17 protein-coding genes are annotated in these 19,195 nt (G+C 72.4%); 9 read left to right on the top strand and 8 right to left on the bottom strand.

All coding sequences use genetic code 11. The annotated features are described in order from the left end of the window. Positions 1-336 carry a hypothetical protein gene (locus ACSNN7_RS06690; RefSeq protein WP_436679763.1) on the top strand — a complete coding sequence of 112 codons (336 nt, stop codon included), beginning with the start codon at positions 1-3 and terminating at the stop codon, positions 334-336. A gap of 1,324 nt (positions 337-1,660) precedes the next feature. Further along, on the top strand, positions 1,661-3,496 hold the full coding sequence (locus ACSNN7_RS06685; protein ID WP_436679762.1) for a BTAD domain-containing putative transcriptional regulator: 1,836 nt from the start codon (positions 1,661-1,663) through the stop codon (positions 3,494-3,496). 23 nt (positions 3,497-3,519) lie between these two features. Here ACSNN7_RS06685 and ACSNN7_RS06680 read toward each other — a convergent pair whose 3' ends face one another. From ACSNN7_RS06680 to ACSNN7_RS06665, 4 genes are all read right to left on the bottom strand, one after another. Further along, on the bottom strand, positions 3,520-3,795 hold the full coding sequence (locus ACSNN7_RS06680) for a hypothetical protein (RefSeq protein WP_436679761.1): 276 nt from the start codon (positions 3,793-3,795) through the stop codon (positions 3,520-3,522). A gap of 47 nt (positions 3,796-3,842) precedes the next feature. Next, entirely contained in the window at positions 3,843-4,274 is a 432-nt protein-coding gene (locus ACSNN7_RS06675; RefSeq protein WP_436679760.1) for a hypothetical protein, read from the bottom strand. 210 nt (positions 4,275-4,484) lie between these two features. Further along, the gene (locus ACSNN7_RS06670; RefSeq protein WP_436679759.1) at positions 4,485-5,189 is read right to left on the bottom strand and encodes a VOC family protein; all 705 of its coding nucleotides are present in this window, start codon (positions 5,187-5,189) and stop codon (positions 4,485-4,487) included. 171 nt (positions 5,190-5,360) lie between these two features. Further along, entirely contained in the window at positions 5,361-5,939 is a 579-nt protein-coding gene (locus ACSNN7_RS06665) for a mycothiol-dependent nitroreductase Rv2466c family protein (protein WP_436679758.1), read from the bottom strand. Positions 5,940-6,171: 232 nt separating this feature from the next. On the opposite strand from ACSNN7_RS06665, the gene ACSNN7_RS06660 reads away from it, so the two are divergent. Genes ACSNN7_RS06660 through ACSNN7_RS06645 form a run of 4 tightly spaced genes read left to right on the top strand, consistent with a single transcriptional unit; the run spans position 6,172 to position 10,565 of the window. Next, on the top strand, positions 6,172-7,464 hold the full coding sequence (locus ACSNN7_RS06660; RefSeq protein ID WP_436679757.1) for an ABC transporter substrate-binding protein: 1,293 nt from the start codon (positions 6,172-6,174) through the stop codon (positions 7,462-7,464). A 52-nt stretch (positions 7,465-7,516) separates the two neighbouring features. Beyond that, a complete protein-coding gene (locus ACSNN7_RS06655) occupies positions 7,517-8,512 on the top strand; it encodes a carbohydrate ABC transporter permease (protein WP_436679756.1) in 996 nt (331 codons plus the stop codon). 1 nt (position 8,513) lies between these two features. Next, on the top strand, positions 8,514-9,347 hold the full coding sequence (locus tag ACSNN7_RS06650; protein ID WP_436679755.1) for a carbohydrate ABC transporter permease: 834 nt from the start codon (positions 8,514-8,516) through the stop codon (positions 9,345-9,347). A gap of 9 nt (positions 9,348-9,356) precedes the next feature. After that, complete coding sequence (locus ACSNN7_RS06645) at positions 9,357-10,565, top strand: ABC transporter ATP-binding protein (RefSeq protein ID WP_436679754.1); 1,209 nt, start codon at positions 9,357-9,359, stop codon at positions 10,563-10,565. Between the two features lie 395 nt (positions 10,566-10,960). Here ACSNN7_RS06645 and ACSNN7_RS06640 read toward each other — a convergent pair whose 3' ends face one another. Beyond that, complete coding sequence (locus tag ACSNN7_RS06640; RefSeq protein WP_436679804.1) at positions 10,961-12,022, bottom strand: winged helix DNA-binding domain-containing protein; 1,062 nt, start codon at positions 12,020-12,022, stop codon at positions 10,961-10,963. Between the two features lie 172 nt (positions 12,023-12,194). Next, positions 12,195-12,917: a PRC and DUF2382 domain-containing protein gene (locus tag ACSNN7_RS06635; RefSeq protein ID WP_436679753.1), complete on the bottom strand. Its 723-nt coding sequence runs from the start codon at positions 12,915-12,917 to the stop codon at positions 12,195-12,197. Between the two features lie 174 nt (positions 12,918-13,091). Between ACSNN7_RS06635 and ACSNN7_RS06630 the strand changes: the two genes are divergently transcribed. Continuing rightward, positions 13,092-13,484, top strand: coding sequence for a hypothetical protein (locus tag ACSNN7_RS06630; RefSeq protein ID WP_436679752.1), 393 nt, complete (start codon positions 13,092-13,094; stop codon positions 13,482-13,484). Between the two features lie 231 nt (positions 13,485-13,715). Here ACSNN7_RS06630 and ACSNN7_RS06625 read toward each other — a convergent pair whose 3' ends face one another. Beyond that, complete coding sequence (locus ACSNN7_RS06625) at positions 13,716-14,627, bottom strand: LLM class flavin-dependent oxidoreductase (RefSeq protein WP_436679751.1); 912 nt, start codon at positions 14,625-14,627, stop codon at positions 13,716-13,718. A 217-nt stretch (positions 14,628-14,844) separates the two neighbouring features. On the opposite strand from ACSNN7_RS06625, the gene wrbA reads away from it, so the two are divergent. Further along, positions 14,845-15,465: an NAD(P)H:quinone oxidoreductase gene (wrbA, locus tag ACSNN7_RS06620; RefSeq protein ID WP_436679803.1), complete on the top strand. Its 621-nt coding sequence runs from the start codon at positions 14,845-14,847 to the stop codon at positions 15,463-15,465. 66 nt (positions 15,466-15,531) lie between these two features. Here the strand turns inward: wrbA and ACSNN7_RS06615 are convergent, their stop codons facing one another. Further along, a complete protein-coding gene (locus tag ACSNN7_RS06615; RefSeq protein WP_436679750.1) occupies positions 15,532-17,493 on the bottom strand; it encodes an anthranilate synthase family protein in 1,962 nt (653 codons plus the stop codon). A gap of 270 nt (positions 17,494-17,763) precedes the next feature. Here ACSNN7_RS06615 and ACSNN7_RS06610 point away from each other — a divergent pair, with 270 nt between their 5' ends. Further along, the gene (locus tag ACSNN7_RS06610) at positions 17,764-19,164 is read left to right on the top strand and encodes an FGGY family carbohydrate kinase (RefSeq protein WP_436679749.1); all 1,401 of its coding nucleotides are present in this window, start codon (positions 17,764-17,766) and stop codon (positions 19,162-19,164) included. Positions 19,165-19,195 lie beyond the last annotated feature (31 nt).

Genomic DNA, 19,195 nt, shown 5'->3' with positions numbered 1-19,195 from the left:
GTGATTGACGGTGATCTGCTGCGACTCGCGTTGATTGGCGCTGTCGTGGATGAGTCGCCCGGTAGGGCCTTGCGAATCGATTCCTTGACCGACCAGTTGGGCGCCTATTCGGATGAGGAGGCATATCTGGTTGTCTGGTGCCTGGCTCACCTGGTTGTCGACGGGCTCGGCGATGCCTGTCGCGAGGCGGCTCTTCATGCGATTGCCGAAATCGTCGAGTGGCATGCAGGTTCGCGTGAGGCTGCTCGCGTTCTATCCGCGGTAAGTGATCGTGGGCTGAGCGATTCTGAGCGGGAGTACCTGGAAAATATCTCCGACCTAGTTGCCGGTTCATGATTTTCGGCCAGGTTTGATTCGACGGGCGTGTCGGCACTGCCGACACGCCCGTCGACTGCATATTGTGACGGGCCATTGGTGCGCCACCGTCTTTTTTCGCGGGTTGGGCCACCGCCAGCGAGGTGATGTGCCCTGGTTCTGTGGAGTAGCGGCGCGCTTGGTGGCGTAGACCATCCTGCTGCTGGCGACCCGGAGATGGTGACGAGTCTCCAGCCGACCTGCTCGAGCACGTCGATCGCCCACCGCTTGGGCGCTTGAACGGCTGGATGGTTCCTGCGTACCCTCGCGGGACCTTGGGCCTGTTTCTGGGGAGGCTCTCAGTGTGTGGACTCGCTGTTGGTTTTGCTGTGTCCACATATTTTCCCGATGCCGGGGGTGGGCCAAGGCCGAACAGCCAAGCCCGGCATGTGCCACGGGATGCCCTACGGACAAGGGTGGGCCTGGTGATCGTCGGCGTTCGAGGTTAGGTCGTGAGGGTAGTTTCAGGTCCGTCGCTCGATCCTGCGGATCCGCCAGTCGCTTCGGAGGATTGAGCGCCTGGCCGACCTCATTGGTCGGGGGCTGGAGCGCGAGGAACTACTCGACCGCGTTGTCCAAATCGAGGTCTTAGACTGACGAAGCAAACTCCAGGTACTACTCCGCGTCGATGGGGGGCAGCTTGGCGGCAGTGTCGTAGACGGTCATCCGGCAGGCCTGTGGGTCGGGTGCCAGCCTTGAAGTTGCCGTCGGTTGCTTAGCAGTACCCGTCCGGTGATGAGCGGTCCCGGCGCCGAGTGCGATAGGTGTTGTGCCCTGTGCGTCGGCTGGCCGTGGCCATGCACATGGCGGTCGAGTCGCCCAGTGGGGGCGATAGATGTGGCGGGGGCTGTCGGCTCGGCCGATCGGCTGACGCGAGCGACACCGAAGGTCAGCGGGGCCTCATCAGGTGGATCACCGGGTCGGCCGAACGTGGATCGTGACGCACCGGAGTCGCCTGCTAGTCACCCGTCCGGGTGCTTGGCGGACCGCGCTCTCCGGTGTGGACTGATGAGGATCGCTCCCGTCGTTGTTTCAACCTGGCAATATCGGGGTAGTTCACTATCGGTGCCTGAGCAGGCCCGCGGCAATGACGATCACACCATGTGACGGCGGGCCGGGAGCGTTCTTCGCCCCCTTTTCGTTACGGTGACACGCCGTCCGCGGTCATTGATATTCGTCACCTTCGGATGCCCCATTTCTGCCTTGTTGCCCACGCAACCGTCCACCTAACCTGAGCGCGCTCAGGGTTCAACGGGGGGCGACGATGAAATTGCAGATTCGGCTTCTGGGCAGCATGGAGCTGCGCGTGGACGACCATGTCGTCACGCCGGGCGCGGCCAAGCGGCGTGCCGTCCTCGCCGGTCTGGCGATGGAGGCGAACCAGTCGGTCTCGTTGCCACGACTGGCCGGCATGGTGTGGGCCGACATCCCACCGGCCTCCGCGGTGGCGAATCTGCGTTCCCACGCCGCCGGCCTGCGCCGGGAGTTGGGCGACCGGGTGGTCGCCCGACCCAACGCGTACCAGCTGCGGTTGTCGCCGCACGAGCTGGATGTCACCGAGTTCCACCGGCTGGCGGAAGAGGGGCGGGCACTGCTCGCCACGGCCGATCCCGCCGGCGCCGTCACGACCCTCACCGCCGCGCTTGCGCACTGGCGCGGAGCCTCGGGTGACGGCCTGCCGCGGGGCACCGTGCTGGACAGCCGGTGGGCGAGCCTCGACGAGCAGCGGCTCCAGGTGTTCGAGGAACTCGCCGAGGCGCGGCTGGCCGCCGGCGAGCACGGGCAGCTCCTGCCCCAGCTCCGCGTACACCTTGCCGCGCACCCGCTGCGCGAGCGTGCCTGGGGGCAGCTCATGCTCGCTCTCTACCGCTGCGGGGACGTGCCGGCGGCACTGACGGTGTACCGGGACGCCCGGGCCATACTGGACGAGGAACTCGGCATCGAGCCGGGTGCGGAGCTGGCCAACCTGCACCGCGCGATGCTGGAGCGGGCCTCGGAGCTGGCGTACACCCCGCCGGCCGTCCCGGTCACGACGGCGAGCGTGCCGGTCGCTCCGCCGGACGACGCGCCGACCCCTGCGGCGCGGCCGATCGGGAGCGTCGGCTGGACCGTCCCCCGCGAGCTGCCGGCGGACCTGGTCACCTTCGTCGGCCGCGCCCGGGAGACTGCCGACGTGGTCGCGGCCCTCAGCGGTACGGCACCGGCGACGGTGGTGATCACCGGGCCCTTCGGCAGCGGCAAGACCGCCGTGGCGGTACGCGCCGCGCACACCGTCGCGAACGCCTTCCCGGACGGGCAGGTCTTCGTCGACCTCGGCCACCAGAGCTCCGTGACCCCCGGTGAGGTGCTGGCGCGGGTGCTGCGCGCGCTCGGGGTCGCCCCCGCCGACGTACCGGAGAACACCGACGAGCGAGCCGGCTGGTTCCGCTCGCTGGTCGCCGGACGCCGGCTGCTGCTGGTCGTCGACGGCGTCACCCGGGCCGCCCAGGTGCGACCGCTGCTCCCGGCCGGGCACGGTCCGGCCCTCCTGGTGGTCGGCCAGACCCGACTGAGCAGCCTGGACGGGGTGCGGCGGGTGACACTGCGCCCGCTGGGTGCCGCCGAGGCGCGTGACCTGCTCGGCACGCTCGCCGGTCCGGAGCGGCTGGTCGCCGACGCGGCGGCCACCGCCGAACTGGTACGCCTCTGCACCGGTTCGGTGCTCGCCCTGCGGATCGCCGGCATGCGCCTGGCGGCCCGGCCGGGCAGGTCGGTGCAGGCCCTGATCGGTCAGCTCGCCGACGGGCGGGAGCAGTTGGACCTGCTGGACTACGAGGACCTGTCGGTGCGGGCCAGCCTCGCGGCCGTCGTCGCGGCGGTCCGCGCCGAGGACGAGGTGGCCGGGCAGCTCCTGATGCTGCTCGGCGCGGCACCCGACGCCCCGCTCCAGCCCGACCGGGCGGCCCGGCAGCTCGGCGTCTCCGCCGTCCGGCTGCGCCGCGCCTTGGACGATCTGGTCGACGCGCACCTGGTCCACCGCGACGAGCCCGGCCGGTACCGTTTGCCGGGGCTGGTCCGGGAGTACGCCGCGGAACTGACCGCGGCGCCTCCGTTCGCGGCGCATCCGTTGACCGGTTGGCGGGTGGATCCGCTGGCCGCCTGACAGGCTGCCGCCCGAGCGCCGTATCAGGAGTCCGAGCCGCGCACGATTGCCACCGCCACCCGGCAGAACTCGTCCATGTCCGGGTTGAACCCGGCCGCGATGTCGGGGTGCAGCCCGGCCCGGGTCTCGTCGAGCAACCGCTGGCAGACCTGCTCGATCGGCTCGCCCGCGTAGCTGGAGCGGATCCGTTCGGTGGCCGCCTGCAGGGCCGAGGTCAGCTGATCCTCCAGCGCACCGCGCAGCTTCTCCTGCACGGGATCCAACGCGCTCGGATCGAGCGTGACATGTGGCTCCGACATCGGCGCTCCCTTCGTCGGCGTCCGCGGTACCCCACCACGGTCGTCGGTCAAACCCCGGCCGGTACGGCCGCCACCCGAACCTGGTACGAGAAGTCCTCCGCGGGCTCCTCCGCGTACGACAGCCGCCGGATCTGCCGGTCGTCGTCGTAGAGCGCGACGTCGACCAGGACGCCGAGGTGGGCCAGCCCGATGTTGGCGACCCGCTTCTTGTCCTGGAGCACCGCGCACACCCCGCCGAGCAGGGTGCTGGCGTCCGAGGTGCGGTGCCCGGGTGGGCAGCGCAGGATCAGGTCGACCTCGACCGGCCCGTCCAGCGGCGTCCAGCCGGTGCGCTGGGCGGCGGCGCAGGCCGCCTGGAGCAGGGCGCGGACCCTCGTCGCCTGCCGGTGCCCGGCGGCGAAGATGGACAGCGCCTCGGTCTTGACCGGTGGCAGGCCGCTCACCTCGAACGTCAGGGCGAGAGCGCGGGTGTCCTGCACGACGGCACCTCCTCGTGGGGACGATCCTGCCCAACCGGTGGACCGGCGGAGGAAGTTCGCGCGAGAACCAACCGATCGGGCGGGCGGGGGTCGGCCGGAGGCGTATCGACTTCGACGGCGACGCGCTGGCTGGCGAGTGGAACAGACGCTAGCCGACCCGGCGGGCGCAGGGTAGCCCCGCCGCGTCCACCTGCTGGGAAGCGCGGCCGGTCAGCCGGCGCGGCGCGGCGGGAAGGCGCAGAACTCGTTGCCCTCCGGGTCGGCCAGCACCCACCAGCCGGCCGTCTCGTCCGGCACGTGCAGCAGGGTCGCCCCGGCGGTGATCAACGCGGTGGCGTCCGGGCCGGTCAGGTCGACGTCCCAGTGCACCCGGTTCTTGACCCGCTTGCGTTCCGGCACCGGGTCGAAGAGCAAGCGGTCCCAGGGAAAGCCGGCCGCCCCGACGACCGAGGCGTCGCCCTCCGCCGAGGTCTCCACCCGCCCGCCCAGCACGGCCGCCCACCAGGTGGCCTGGGCGGTCGGATCGGCGCTGTCCACCACCAGCTTGTACGGCCCAGGCCGGGCGCCCTCCCGGGGTGCGAAGGCGCAGAACTGGTTGCCCTCCGGGTCGGCGAGCACCCACCAGCTGATCTCGGCGTCGGGCTCGCGCACCAGCCGGGCGCCGGCGGCCAGCAGCGCCGCCGGGTCCGCGTCGGTCAGCCGCAGGTCCAGGTGGACCCGGGTCTTGCCGGTACGCGGCTCGGGCACCCGGTTGACCCAGATCGACTCCGGCCCGGCCCCGCCCGGCCGCGGGTCGACCCGGAAGTCCCCGTCGCCGGTGTCGATTACCTCGCCATCGAGGATCCGAGCCCAGAACCCGGCCAGCGAGCGGGTGTCGGCGGCGTCCATGCAGAGGTCCTTGAAGCGCGCGATCATCCGGTCATCATGCCCGCCGGCCCCGACACCACGCCGCCCTTGCCGCGGGCCGCGCCGCCGCCCGGCCATGATCCATCCCGCTTTGCGGCGTGTCGGGGTCTCCCGCGGCTGGGACACCCCGACACGCCGCAAACCGTGAGCCGCGGTCCGCGCCTGGCGAGGCGGGGGAGGTCAGCGGCGGCCGCGCTTGATCTCGTGGAAGGCCGGCATCCGCAGCAGTGGCAGCAGCGAGTCCCAGATGGTCAGCGCGTCGTCCAGGTCGGGCACCTCGGTCAGGATCGGCCCGTGGATGCCGCGCTCCGCGTCCGGCACCATCAGCACCGGCGAGCCGATGTCCGGACCCGCCGAGGCCCATGCGAGGTCGTGCGACTCGCGTACCGCCTCGTCCCAGCGCTCGTCGTCGAGGGCCGGCGCGGCCTCGCCCAGCCCGGCCGCGTCGACGGCCGCGGTCACCACCGACGCGGCGAGCGGGCTGCCCGCGTCGTGGCTGCGCGCGCCCAGCTCGGTGTAGAAGCGGGCGACGTCGTCGGCGCGACCCTGCGCGCGCAGCGCCTCCACCAGCCGCAGCGCCCGGCGCGACGCGGTCATCGCCTCGGCGAACTGCGGCGGCACGTTGCCCTCGTTGAGGATCGCCAGGCTGAACGCCCGCCACTCGACGGTTAGCTGGCGGGCCTCGGCGACCCGCACCAGCCAGCGCGAGGCGCGCCAGGTCCAGGGGCAGGCGGGGTCGAAGAAGAAGGTCGCATCCATCGGGCGAGCCTACGGCCGGGCCGGCGGGCCCGCAGGAGGGTGATCTCCGGCACACCGGCCGCCGGGCCGGGTGCTTCGTCACGCTGAGGTTTCGCGGCGTCGCAGCCAGGGCACTGTGGGCGCACGAAACGCCCGGACTTGACGCGATTCCGCAACCGCTGTCCGGGCCGTCTCGCCGTGCGCCGGGGCGCGGGCCTTCCCCGGTTTCTCGCCGAAGAAAAGGGGGAGGGCGATGACGACAGACCCCACAGCGACCCGACATCGGCGCCGCCCAGGCTTCCGGGCCGGGGCGGCGGCCGCCGCCCTGGCGCTGGTCGCGCCACTGGCGGCGTGCGGCTCCGATGGCTCAAGCGGCGGTACGCCCACGATCAACCTGTACTACCCGCCGGAGCAGAACCTGCAGAAGGTGGTCGACGACTGCAACGCCCAGGCGCAGGGGCGGTACCGCATCGCCTACCGGGTGCTGCCCCGGCAGGCCGACGACCAGCGGGTGCAGATGGTCCGCCGGTTGGCCGCGCAGGACACCGGCATGGACGTGCTCGGTCTCGACGTCACCTGGACCCAGGAGTTCGCCAGCGCCGACTGGATCCGCGAGTGGACCGGTCAGGACAAGGCCGAGGTGGAGCAGGGCACGCTCACCGGCCCGCTGGAGACCGCCCGGTACGAGGGCAAGCTCTACGGCGCGCCGAAGAACACCAACGTCCAGCTGCTCTGGTACCGCAGCGACCTGGTGCCGCAGGCGCCGACCACCTGGGACGAGATGATCTCCGCGGCCCAGGACCTCAAGGGACAGGGCAAGCCGCACCAGGTGCTCACCATGGGCGCCCAGTACGAGGGTCTCGTCGTCCTCTACAACACCCTGGCCGAGAGCGCGGGCGGGAAGATCCTCAGCGACGACGGCAAGCAGGCCGTGATGGACGCCGGGACGGTCAAGGCGCTGGACCAGCTGAAGCGCTTCGCCACGTCGGGCGTGGCCTCGCCGTCGTTCAGCAACGCCACCGAGGACCCGGTACGGCTGGAGTTCCAGGCCGGCGGCGGCGCCTTCCAGGTCAACTGGCCCTTCGTCTACCCGGCATTGCAGGAGGCGGACCCGGAGCTGGCCAACAAGGTCAAGTGGGCCCGGGTGCCGGGCATCGACGCGAACACCCCGAGCAAGGTCACCATCGGTGGGGTGAACATGGCGGTCAGCGCCTACTCGAAGCACCCGGCGGAGTCCTTCGAGGCGGCCAGGTGCATCCGCAACGAGAAGAACCAGAAGTTCTCCGCGATCAACGACGGTGTGCCGCCGACCATCGAGAAGGTCTACGACGACCCGGAGATGGTCGAGGCGTACCCGATGAAGGAGACGATCCTCGACGAGCTCAAGGAGCCGGCGGTCCGGCCGCTGACTCCGGCGTACCAGAGCATCTCGACGGTGATGTCGGCGATCCTGTCGCCGCCGTCGGCGATCGAGCCGGAAAAGACGGCGGACGAGTTGCGCGACGCCATCTCCGACGCCCTGCAGTCCAAGGGGGTCCTGCCGTGAGCGAGCGAACCCAGCGCCGCCTGCCCAGCGGTGCTGCTGCGGAGGTGACGGCATGAGCATCAACGCCACTCCGACCGGCGCGGAGGTCGCCACCGAGGCCGAGCGGCCCACCGGCCGGCACGCGGCGGTGCCCGCCCAGCGGGCGGGCCGCCGGGCGAAGACCCCGTTGAGCGAGAACAAGAAGGCCGAGCGCCGGCTGGGCTGGCTGCTCTGCGCCCCGGCCGCGCTGGTCATGGTGCTGGTGACCGCCTACCCGATCATCTACTCGGTCTGGCTGTCGTTGCAGCGCTTCGATTTGCGCTTCCCGGACCAGCGCGAGTTCATCGGGCTGGAGAACTACGTCACCGTGCTGACCAACGAGTTCTGGTGGACGGCGTTCGGGGTCACCATGCTGATCACGGTGGTCACCGTCGCCGTCGAGCTGGTGCTCGGCATGGGGCTGGCGCTGATCATGCACCGGACGCTGGTCGGCCGGGGGATCGTCCGCACCGCGGCGCTGATCCCGTACGGCATCGTCACGGTCGTCGCCGCCTTCTCCTGGCGGTACGCCTGGACGCCCGGCACCGGCTACCTGGCCAACCTCTTCGACGGCAGTGCGCCGCTGACCGAGCGGGCCAGCTCGCTGGCGATCATCATGCTGGCGGAGATCTGGAAGACCACCCCGTTCATGGCCCTGCTGCTCATGGCCGGGCTGGCGCTGGTGCCCGAGGACCTGCTCAAGGCCGCCTCGACCGACGGGGCGACCGCCTGGCAGCGGTTCACCAAGGTGATGCTGCCGGTGATGAAGCCGGCGATCCTGGTCGCGCTGCTGTTCCGCACCCTCGACGCGTTCCGGGTCTTCGACAACATCTTCGTGCTGACCGCGGGCGGCAACGAGACCTCCTCGGTGTCGATGCTCGCCTACAACAACCTGATCCGGGGTCTGAACCTCGGCATCGGTTCGACGATGTCGGTGCTGATCTTCCTCACCGTGGCGATCATCGCCTTCGTCTTCGTGAAGCTGTTCGGTACCGCTGCCCCCGGCAGCGACGACTCCGAGAGGCGCTGACATGGCCGAAACCACCACGCGGGCGAAGCTGCGCTGGGGTCTGCTGGACGTCATCGTCGTCGTCTTCGCGCTGATCCCGGTGCTCTGGATCGCCTCGCTGTCGTTCAAGACCCCGGCCACCCTCACCGACGGGAAGTTCATCCCCCGGGAGTGGACGCTGGACAACTACCGGACGATCTTCGACACCGACCAGTTCGTCCGGGCGCTGGTCAACTCGATCGGCATCGCGCTGATCGCCACGCTGATCGCGGTGGTGCTCGGCGCGATGGCCGCGTACGCGATCTCGCGGCTGGACTTCCCCGGCAAGCGGCTGCTGGTCGGCGTCTCGCTGCTGATCGCGATGTTCCCGCAGGTGTCGCTCGTGTCGCCGCTGTTCGAGATCGAGCGGCAGCTCGGCCTCTTCGACACCTGGCCGGGGCTGATCCTGCCGTACATCACCTTCGCGCTGCCGCTGGCGATCTACACGCTGTCGGCGTTCTTCAAGCAGATCCCGTGGGACCTGGAGAAGGCGGCGAAGATGGACGGCGCCACCCAGGGCCAGGCGTTCCGGCGGGTCATCGCCCCGCTGGCCGCGCCGGGGCTGTTCACCACGGCGATCCTGGTCTTCATCTTCTGCTGGAACGACTTCCTCTTCGCCATCACGCTCACCTCCACGGAGCGGGCCCGCACGGTGCCGGTGGCGTTGTCGTTTTTCACCGGCGAGTCGCAGTTCGAGGACCCCACCGGGGCGATCTGCGCCGCCGCCGTGGTGATCACCATTCCGATCATCCTGTTCGTGCTCTTCTTCCAGCGCCGCATCGTCTCCGGACTGACCTCCGGCGCAGTCAAGGGATAGGTGGTAGTCGTGGCTGACATCGTGCTGGACAAGGTGAGCAAGCGGTTCCCGGACGGGACCGTGGCGGTGCAGGACGTCGATCTGGAGATCGCCGACGGCGAGTTCGTCATCCTGGTCGGCCCCTCCGGCTGCGGGAAGTCCACCACCCTCAACATGATCGCCGGGCTGGAGGACATCAGCTCCGGTGAGCTGCGCATCGCCGGGCAGCGGGTGAACGACAAGGCGCCCCGGGACCGGGACATCGCGATGGTGTTCCAGTCGTACGCGCTCTACCCGAACATGACCGTCCGGGAGAACATGGCCTTCCCGCTGCGCCTGGCGAAGATGGACAAGGACACCATCAACCAGAAAGTGGACGAGGCGGCCAAGGTCCTGGAGCTGACCGCGCTGCTGGATCGCAAGCCGGCCAACCTCTCCGGCGGCCAGCGCCAGCGGGTGGCGATGGGCCGGGCCATCGTCCGGCAGCCCAAGGCTTTCCTGATGGACGAGCCGCTGTCCAACCTGGACGCGAAGCTGCGGGTGCAGATGCGAACGGTGGTGTCCCGGCTGCAGAAGCAGCTCGGCACCACCACCGTCTACGTCACGCACGACCAGACCGAGGCGATGACCCTCGGGGACCGCGTGGTCATCATGCGAGGCGGCGCGGTGCAGCAGGTCGGCCCGCCGCAGGAGCTCTACGACCACCCTCGCAACCTCTTCGTCGCCGGCTTCATCGGCTCACCGTCGATGAACTTCCTGCACGCGGCGATCTCCGACGGCACGCTGCGTACCGCGCTCGGCGACGTTCCGATCGGGGACCGGGTCCGCCGGCAGTTGGAGGGGGCCGACGCGCCTCGCGAGCTGATCCTCGGCATCCGCCCCGAGCACTTCGAGGACGCGGAGCTGGTGGACGACGACACCCGTCGCCGGGGCATGGAGTTCGAGGCGCCGGTGGACATCGTCGAGTCGATGGGGTCGGACAAGTACGTCTACTTCACCGTCGAGGGGGAGCGGGCCAGCGCCGCCGAGTTGGAGGAGCTGGCCGCCGACGCCGGCGCCGCCGACTTCACCGGCTCCGGTGCCAGCCTGGTCACCCGCCTGTCCGCCGAGTCGCCGGTGCGGGAGGGCACGACCCGCCGCGTCTGGTTCAACCTGGAGAAGATCCACCTGTTCGACCCGTCCAGCGGGCGCAACCTGACCCTGCACGAGGGCCGGGCCGCGGGCGCGCTGGCCGACTGACGCCTCGTCGCCGAGGGGCCGGTGGGGTCATCACCCCACCGGCCCCTGGCGTCTGTGTATCACCGGCAGGGTGCCGTCCCCGGTGATCACCCGGTTTGGAGGCGGCCACCCCTCCGCGACGACCGGCAAAGGTCACGATCCGTCACGGCGCTCGTCCACGCCGGGACCTCAGTCCCGCGCTTTGCTCTGCTGCCCTACCGGCGACAGTGACCGTCGGTGCCTGTCGCCGGTAGGGCAGCAGAGCAAAGCCTGCGAGACAGGGGTGGGTGGGGAGGGGAGGGCTTCCGCGTTGTGGCAGCTCGCAGGCTTTGCCGGGATCCGACGGGGGGTGCGGACCGTCGCCGGACGTCAGCCCGGTGACGGACGGTGACGACCGCCGTCGAGTGGAGCCGACGTCACCAGGAGTGATGCAGGGGCAGGCCGAGGAAGTCGGCGTACCCGCCCAGCGCCGTCTCGACCCGCGCCCGCAGCGCGGCGTCGAACGGGACCAGCTCCCGCACGGTGACGGTGACCCGGTCCCGGCCGATGGTGCGCTTCCAGGTGCCGACCACCCGGCCGCCGCGCACGACGGTGGACTGGAAGACGCCGTTGCCGCCGGGGACCACGGCCTGCCGGTGCGCCGGGTCGAGCATCAGTGCGCGGTCCTTGAAGCCGAGCAGGTACTCGTCGAAGCCGGGCAGCGCCAGCACGTCGTCGCGCGGGGTGCGGGGCGCGTCCAGCAGGGCCGCGTCGAGCAGCGCGGGCACCCCGTCGACCTGCACCGTCGCGAGGTCGTCGCCGGCCACCGCGATGCCGCGCTTCGTGTCGGCCACGGTCAGCCCCGTCCAGCCGGCGAAGTCCTGACGGGTGGTCGGCCCGTGGGAGCGGAAGTAGCGCAGCGCCAGCAGGCCGAGCGCCTCGTCGCGCTCGGGGCGGCGCGGCGCGGGCGCCCACTCGTCGAGCAGGGCAAAGGTCTGCTCGGTGCCGACGTGCGGGGCGATGCAGGTGACGCCGCGCTGGCTGGCGTACCAGAGCAGGTGGTAGCCGCGCTGCCCAGCGGTGTCGATGCCGGCGGCGGCCAGGGTGGTCAGGCACTCGGCGCGGGTGAGTCGCCCGCCGCCGGTCAGTGCGGCGCCCAGCACGTCGGCCGCCCGGTCGGCCTCGGCCTCGGTGAGGCCGAGCGCGGCCCGGCGGCTCGCCGCCCCGCTCAATGCCCGCACGCCGGTCACCGCCAACATCCAGCGGGCGTCAGCAGGGGGTACGAGGTGGACGGTGCCCCGCATCGGCCAGGTCCGCAACGCCTCCCGGCGCTCCAGCGCCGCCCGCACGTCCGCCGCCGTCCAGCCCGGCAGCCGGCTGCCCAACGACCACATGCCGCTCGCCACGTCCTGGGCCTGCATCGCTCCGAACCACTCGACCACGCCCGCGACGTCCCGCGGCCGGCCGCGCGGGTGTTCCCGCAACAGCAGGTTGGTCATCCGCAACGCCAACGCCTCGCCGCCGGTCAACCGCACGTCGTCGCCGCCCTTCCCCGGGGAACGACGGCCAGCCTAGGCGGCGGCACCGACATCGGCGGCACCGCTGCCGCCGGGCGGGCGGGCCGTGGCCCACCCGCCCGACGTCCACGGTCGTCGACCGTGGCTGTCGCGGTCAGCGCCGGCGGCGCGCCGGCTCCGGCAGGTCGACGTCGACCCGCTCGCGGCGGACCTGGGCGTCGATCGGCTCCTCCTCGACCACCTCGTCCTTGCCGAGGCGAACCCGCTCGACCGGCACCTGCTCCTTGCTGACCACCGGCCGCTCGGCGCGCAGCTCGACCTCACGCTGGTCGTCGCGGATGTCGGGCCGCGCGTTGCCACGGTTGGCCGCGGTGATGGGCTCGTGCACCACCCGCGCCTCGTCGTGCTCGACCGGGACCGTGGTGTGCACGTTCTCGGTCACCACGTGCTTGCTCAGCCGGGCGGTGCCCGCCGGCTCGCTCTGCGTGCCGACCCGCAGCCGCTCCTCGGATCGGGTCAGCTCCGGCGAACCGGGCTGCCGCGCGGACGGCTGCTCCGTCTGCTGGAGCTGGTAGTGCCGGTACAGCTGGGCGAGCTGGTCCGCCCCCAACGGCGTTTCGGCACCCGACTCTACGGCCGGCGCGCTGCGCACGGTCGCCTTGTCGTACGGCACCTGGAGGCGGTTCTCGGCCAGGCCGGCCCCGGCCAGCGGCGCCATGGACTCGTGGTGGCCCATCACACCGGTCTTGACGCTGACCCAGGTGGGCTCGCCGGCGGGGTCGGCCCAGATCTGGCCCACGGTGCCGATCTTCGCGCCCGAGCGGTCCTGGACGTCCTGCCCGTACAGCGAGCTGACCTGCTGTTCGGTGAGTCGCATCGTTCGTCCTTCCTCTCGTGGGTCAGGACCTGGCTACCCGACGCGCCGGGGGCACATTCGTCGACCCGGCGGTGGATAGCAGCAGCGGCAGAACCTGTGCCTCGAGGGACGCATAAGCGCCCGGGCAACGGGGATGCGCCGACCGGGACCATAGCGACGAATGCGAGGTATGACATGACCGCCTCCAGTGAGCCGGCGCGCGGCGCCGGCGCCGCCCCCGTACGAGCGGGGAACGGCGGTGGCCGGGCCAAGACCAGCGCGGCCGCCACCTTCGCCCTGGTGTTCGGGGTGGCGGCGTTCTTCAGCGTGCTGACCGCCATCCTCGCCTGGATCGGTCTGCTGCTCGGCATCATCGGGGTGATCCTGGCGATCGTCGGACTGAAGATGAGCCGCCGGCCCGGCGTGACCGGGCGCGGGGTGGCCATCGGCGGGCTGGTGCTCAGCGCGTTGGCGGTACTGCTCGGACTGGCGCTCGTCGCCGGGATCAGCACCTTCGTCAACAACGAGGGCGCCGTGGACCGCCTCCAGCAGCGGGTCGACGACCTGCGCGACCGGCTCGACCAATGAACCGGCCACCGGTCACCGACCCGCTGGCGGCGCCCCCCGGCGGAAACGGGCCCTGATCGCGCTACGCCCGCCGCCCGGCGGGCGGAGCGCGATCCCCCGTCCAGGTCGCCGTGCGGTCGGCGGTGTGCCGGAAACCATCGACGCCCGTGCGAATAGGATCCCGTTCGCCGGGCCCGGCGGGCACCGGTCCGGGGGGAACTTGCGCAAATCTTGAGCCGGGCGCGGCGGCGGTCACCGCCCGGCGTCGGCGCCCGGACCGCGTTCGGCGGCGACCAGGTCGCGGACGGCCGGCGCTACCTCGGCGGCGAACCGGCGCAGGTCGTCGGGGTCGTCGGTGCCGAGGATGAACACGCTGACGCCGTCGGTGAGGGCGAGGTGGGCCAGCTCCTCGGCCCACTGCTCCGCCGGGCCGTCCAGCGGTCCCCGGCCGGCCGCCGCGAACCGGCCGGAGATGTTGAGCAGCCGACGGACGGCCCGGGGCGACCGGCCGGCCTCCTCGGCGGCGTCGTCGATGACCCGGTTGCCCGCGGTCAGGTCACCCGGTTGCAGGTAGGCCAGGGACGGGAGCCAGCCGTCGGCCCGGCGGCCGGTGAGGGCGAGCATCCGTGGTTTGTAGGCGCCCAGCCAGATCGGCACCGGGTGGGCGGGGGCCGGGCCCCGCTTGGCGCCGTGCACCCGGTGGAACTCGCCGTCGACGCGGACGCCGCCGCGCGCCTGGACGTCCCACAGCTGGTGGATGACGTCGATGGCCTCCTCCAGGGCCTGCACCCCCTGCGCGGGGGTCAACCGGCGGCCGCCCATGGCCTCGATCGCGTCCCAGAACGCCCCCGCGCCCAGACCGAGCCGGACCCGGCCACCGCTGAGCAGGTCGAGGCTCGCCACGCTGCGCGCCAGGACCGCCGGCGGGCGCAGCGGCAGGTTGGTCACGTTCGCCGACAGGCCCACCGTGCCGGTCCGCGCGGCGACGTAGCTCAGCAGCGTCCACGTGTCGAGGAGCTTCGGCTGGTACGGATGGTCCTGGAAGGTGACCAGGTCCAGGCCGACCTGCTCGGCCAGGACGGCGAGGTCGACGGTGCCCGCCGGGTCGGTGCTCGCCGGTGTGGTGAACGACCCGAAGAGCAGCCGGTGACCGTAGTCGCTCATCTCCGCGTTCGCCTCCGCATCCCGGCGCCGACGAGGGCCCATCGTCTTTCACCTCACCTTCCCTCAAGGGCGGCAGGCAGTCCACCGGACCCCGGACAACGCCGCCGAGCAGGGCGGACGCCTCCGATTCGTACGCCCGATCCGGAGATCTTGCCGTTTGACCCGCTTTGCAAGGGGTAGTCGCGGGAGCTGATCCGAACCAAGGAGGGACGTGTCGATGGACGGCCAGGTCAAGGTAGCGGTGATCTACTACAGCGCGACGGGAATCACCTACCAGATGGCGCAGGCGGCCTGCGAGGCCGCCGGCGAGGCCGGCGCCGAAGTGCGCCTGCGCAAGGTACGCGAGCTGGCGCCGGCCGAGGCGATCCGCTCCAACTCGGGCTGGCAGGCCCACCACCTGGAGACCCAGGACGTTCCAGAAGCCCAGATCGACGACCTGGCCTGGGCGGACGTGGTCATCTTCGGCTCGCCCACCCGGTACGGCATGATCGCCGCGCAGCTCAAGCAGTTCATCGACACCACCGGCCCGCTCTGGGCGCAGGGGGCCCTGGTCGACAAGGTCTACAGCGCCTTCACCTCCACCGCGACCTCGCACGGTGGGCAGGAGTCCACCCTGTTGTCCCTGTTCACGGTCTTCTACCACTGGGGTGGCCTGGTGGTGGCCCCCGGCTACACCGACACCAGCCAGTTCGTCGCGGGCAACCCGTACGGCGCCTCGCACACCAGCAACAACGGGGAGATCGCCCCGGACCACGTGGCGCTGGGCGCCACCGCCCTGACCGTCAAGCGGGCGGTGCGGCTGGGCGGCGTCGTCAAGCGCGGTCTGGCCGCCGGGTGACCCGCGGGTGACCGGTGGCCCGGGCGGGGGCTCTCGACCCGTCCGGTCCACCGGTCGTCGCCACCCCTACCCGTGATCGGCCGGACCATGCACGGTCAGCGCCGGACGCGCCAGCAGGTGCCCGAGCAGATCCGCGAGCACCGCCAGGCCGTCGCGGCTGAGCACCGACTCCGGGTGGAACTGCACCCCGGCGAAGCTCCGGCCGCGCACCGCGTGCACCGCCTGGTCGGCGGGGTCGCGGGACAGCTCCACCGGGCCGTACCCGGTGCTGATCCGGTCGCTGTCGGCCAGGGCGGTGAAGCTGGAGTAGAAGCCGACCCGCCGCGGCGTGCCGAAGACCGGCACGTCCTGCTGCAGCCCCTGGTAGGGCGCCTCCCGCCGGTGCAGGGGCAGCCCCAGCAGGCCGGCGAGCAGCTGGTGGCCGAGGCAGACCGCCAGCGTCGGCAGCCCGGCGGCCAGCCGGTCGGCCAGCAGCGCGCGCAGCGCCGCCATCTTCGGCTCGGTGACCGCGCGCGGGTCGCCCGGCCCGGGCCCCACCACCACGAGGTCGTACTCGTCGAGCGGGGCGGGCCGCTGCCATGGCCGGACGTCCACGGCGAGACCGAGCGCGCCGAGCTGGTGGGCGAGCATCCCGGTGAAGGTGTCCTCGCCGTCCACGATCAGCGCCCGCCGTCCGGCCAGCCCGGGCAGCGTGGTCGACCCGGGCGTCCGCTGGTCGAGCCAGAACCGGGCCAGCGGGGTGTTCCGCGCGGAGAGGACCGCGCGGACCTCGGGGTCGTCGGCGAGCGACGGTGCCGGATCGCGGCGCGCCGAGCCGAGCTGGTCGTCTCGCACCGCCCGGGCGGCGTCGGCGGTCGGGGCCTGCGGACCCAGCCCCAGCGCCGCGAGCACCCCGGCCGCCTTGGCGTGCGTCTCGGCGACCTCGCCGGCGGCGGTGGAGTGCCGTACCAGGGTCGCCCCGACCGGTACCCGCAGCTCGCCGGCGGGGGAGATCTCCGCGGTCCGGATCAGGATCGGCGCGTCCAGCGTCTGCCCGCCCTCGGCGTCGCGGCCCAGCAGGGCCAGCACCCCCGAGTAGTAGCGCCGCCCGGTGCGCTCGTGCCGGGCGATCACCCGGCAGGCGTTCTCCATCGGGCTGCCGGTCACCGTCGGGGCGAACATCGTCTCGCGCAGCACCTCCCGTACGTCCTTCGAGCCGCGCCCGGCGAGCAGGTACTCGGTGTGCGCGAGGTGCGCCATCTCCTTCAGGTACGGCCCGACCACCCGGCCGCCGTGCTCGGCGACCGTGGCCATCATCTTCAGCTCCTCGTCGAGGACCATGTACAGCTCCTCGATCTCCTTGCGGTCGCGCAGGAAGCGCAGCAGGGCGTCCCGGTCCGGGGCGGCGCCGGCGTGCCGGAAGGTGCCGCTGATCGGGTTCATCATCACCAGGCCGTCGTCGACGCTGACGTGCCGCTCCGGGCTCGCCCCGACCAGGATCCGGCTGCCGGTGTGCACCAGGAACGTCCAGTACGCGCCCCGCTCGCCGAGGAGCAGCCGGCGCAGCGCCGCCAGCCCGGCCCGCAGCGGCGAGCCCTGCACGGCCGCGGTCAGGGTGCGGTGGATGACGAAGTTGGCGCCCTCACCGCGGCCGATCTCCTCGGCCAGCACCCGCTGCACCGTGTCGGCGTACTCGTCGTCGGCGACGTCGAAGGCGGCGCCCGTGGTGACCACCGGTGCCTCGGGGAGCGCGGCGAGCGCGTCGGCCAGGGCGATCCGGGCGTGCCCGGCTATCTCCAGGTACTCCAGCGGCGTGCCGTCGTCGACGCAGTCGAAGCCGCGCTCGGTGATCTGCCGGTACGGCACCAGGGCCAGCGTGCGCGGGCCGGGCGCCCCGTCCGGCAGCGGCAGGTCGGCGAGCCGTTCGGCGGTGCGGACCGTACCCGTGAAGAGGTCGAGGTGCGCGGCGCCCTCGCGGCGGACGAGCGCGAACGGGCCGGGGTCGGCGTCGGGCGCGAGGGCGGCGAGCAGGTCGTGCGGGCGGTTCATCGGGTGTCTCCTCCGGGGAGTCGGCGCCGCCCGTCGGGGCGGCCCGGGAGCCGGGGAGTAACCGGCGGCCGCCTCGTCGGGCGGCCGCGTGGGAAAGCTACGCGCGGAAGGTGGCCGCCGGGTCGGCGGGCCACCAGCAGGACAGGTGCGCGAGCATGCGACCACCCTACGGGCTGCCCGCCGGGCGCGGAAGCCGTCCGGGGTACGCGGTCGGGCGCCCGCCGGCGATCGCGGCGTGACCGGCCCGGTCGACGGGTACCGTGACCGGCGATGAACATTCTCGCTCTCGACCTCGGCACCTCCTCGGTACGCGGGCTCGTGCTCGACGCCGACGCGGATCCGCGGCCGGGTGCACTGGCGCGGCGCAAGGTGCACCTGAGCGTCGGCGAAGGCGGCTCGGGCACCCTCGACGCCGGGCGTTACCTGGCCTGCCTGATCGAGTGCCTGGACGAGCTGGCCGCCGCCGGGCACCTGCGCGACGTGCACCTGGTCGCGGTCTCGGCGCAGTGGCACTCGGTGGTGCCGCTCGACTCCGCGGGTGCGCCGCTCGGGCCGATCCTCACCTGGCTGGACACCCGCCCCGCGCCGGCCCCCGGCGCCGCGGGCCCGGTCGATGCGCAGGCGTACCACGAACGTACCGGCGCGTGGTGGCACCGCACCTACTGGTCGGTCCGGCTGCCCTGGCTGCGGGCGCAGTGCGGCAGCCGGGTCGTCCGCTTCGCCGGCCTGGCCGAGTACGTCCTGGGCGAGCTGCTCGACACCGCGCCGATGTCGGTCTCCATGGCCTCCGGCACCGGACTGCTCGACCTGCGCGCGCTCACCTGGGACGCCGAGGCCTGCGAGCTGGCCGGGACACGCCCGGGCGAGCTGCCCGAGCTGGCGCCGACGCGGTGGCGGGGGAGCCTCCGCGCGGAGCACGCCCGCCGCTGGCCGCAGCTGGCCGGGGTGACCTGGGCCGCCCCGATCGGCGACGGGGCCGCCTCCAACGTGGGTTCCGGTTGCGTGGACGGGCGGCGCGCCGCGGTGACCGTGGGCACCTCCGCCGCGATCCGGCTGATGCAGCGCCTGCCGGCCGGCGAGCGGCTCCCGCCGCTGCCGGAGGAGCTCTGGCGCTACCGGGTGGACCACGAGTACGTGGTGACCGGTGCGGCCTACTCCAGCGGCGGCAACCTGTACACCTGGGCCAAGCGGGAGCTGCGGCTGCCCGAGGGCGCCGAGTTGGCGGCCGCGCTGGCCCGCGTACCGCCGGACGGTGGCCCGGTGGTGGCCGACCCCCGCCTCGGCGGCGACCGGCCACCCGGTCTCGCCCCGGCCGGTGCGGGCGGCCTGCGCGGGCTCAGCTTCTCCACCACCGGGGTGGAGGTCCTGGCCGGACTGATGGCCGGCTTGTGCCGGATGGTCGCCGACGATCTGACCGTGCTGGAGTCCACCGTCGAGGTCCCGATCGAGGTGGTGCTCGGTGGGGGAGCGATGGCGGCCTCAGTCTGGTGGCGCTCGGCGTTCGCCTCGGCACTGGCGCCCCGCCCGGTACGGCACCGCGCGGAACCGGAGATCGGGGCGATCGGCGCGGCGCTGGTCGCGCTGGGCCGGGTGCCCGAGGCGGAGCGGCTGGCGAGGGCCGACCTGCTCGACGAGGGACGCGCTCCGGAGCGCTCCGGCGCCGCTTCCTGACCCAGCTGCGCCACGGCCCGTTGACACAGCT

This window comes from Micromonospora sp. URMC 105 (assembly GCF_051386295.1).
GTDB lineage: Bacteria > Actinomycetota > Actinomycetes > Mycobacteriales > Micromonosporaceae > Micromonospora.
The sequence above is the reverse complement of the archived record's forward strand: the minus strand, read 5'-3'. Positions and strand labels throughout refer to the sequence as shown.

Bases quoted from the DNA above. Each gene is read 5' to 3' on its own strand.
- ACSNN7_RS06640 (WP_436679804.1), bottom strand. From the start codon at position 12,022: ATGACCAACCTGCTGTTGCGGGAACACCCGCGCGGCCGGCCGCGGGAC.
- ACSNN7_RS06655 (WP_436679756.1), top strand. From the start codon at position 7,517: ATGAGCATCAACGCCACTCCGACCGGCGCGGAGGTCGCCACCGAGGCC.
- ACSNN7_RS06665 (WP_436679758.1), bottom strand. From the start codon at position 5,939: ATGGATGCGACCTTCTTCTTCGACCCCGCCTGCCCCTGGACCTGGCGC.
- ACSNN7_RS06680 (WP_436679761.1), bottom strand. From the start codon at position 3,795: ATGTCGGAGCCACATGTCACGCTCGATCCGAGCGCGTTGGATCCCGTG.
- ACSNN7_RS06670 (WP_436679759.1), bottom strand. From the start codon at position 5,189: ATGATCGCGCGCTTCAAGGACCTCTGCATGGACGCCGCCGACACCCGC.
- ACSNN7_RS06610 (WP_436679749.1), top strand. From the start codon at position 17,764: ATGAACATTCTCGCTCTCGACCTCGGCACCTCCTCGGTACGCGGGCTC.
- ACSNN7_RS06635 (WP_436679753.1), bottom strand. From the start codon at position 12,917: ATGCGACTCACCGAACAGCAGGTCAGCTCGCTGTACGGGCAGGACGTC.
- ACSNN7_RS06615 (WP_436679750.1), bottom strand. From the start codon at position 17,493: ATGAACCGCCCGCACGACCTGCTCGCCGCCCTCGCGCCCGACGCCGAC.
- ACSNN7_RS06630 (WP_436679752.1), top strand. From the start codon at position 13,092: ATGACCGCCTCCAGTGAGCCGGCGCGCGGCGCCGGCGCCGCCCCCGTA.
- ACSNN7_RS06650 (WP_436679755.1), top strand. From the start codon at position 8,514: ATGGCCGAAACCACCACGCGGGCGAAGCTGCGCTGGGGTCTGCTGGAC.
- ACSNN7_RS06625 (WP_436679751.1), bottom strand. From the start codon at position 14,627: ATGAGCGACTACGGTCACCGGCTGCTCTTCGGGTCGTTCACCACACCG.
- ACSNN7_RS06660 (WP_436679757.1), top strand. From the start codon at position 6,172: ATGACGACAGACCCCACAGCGACCCGACATCGGCGCCGCCCAGGCTTC.
- wrbA (WP_436679803.1), top strand. From the start codon at position 14,845: ATGGACGGCCAGGTCAAGGTAGCGGTGATCTACTACAGCGCGACGGGA.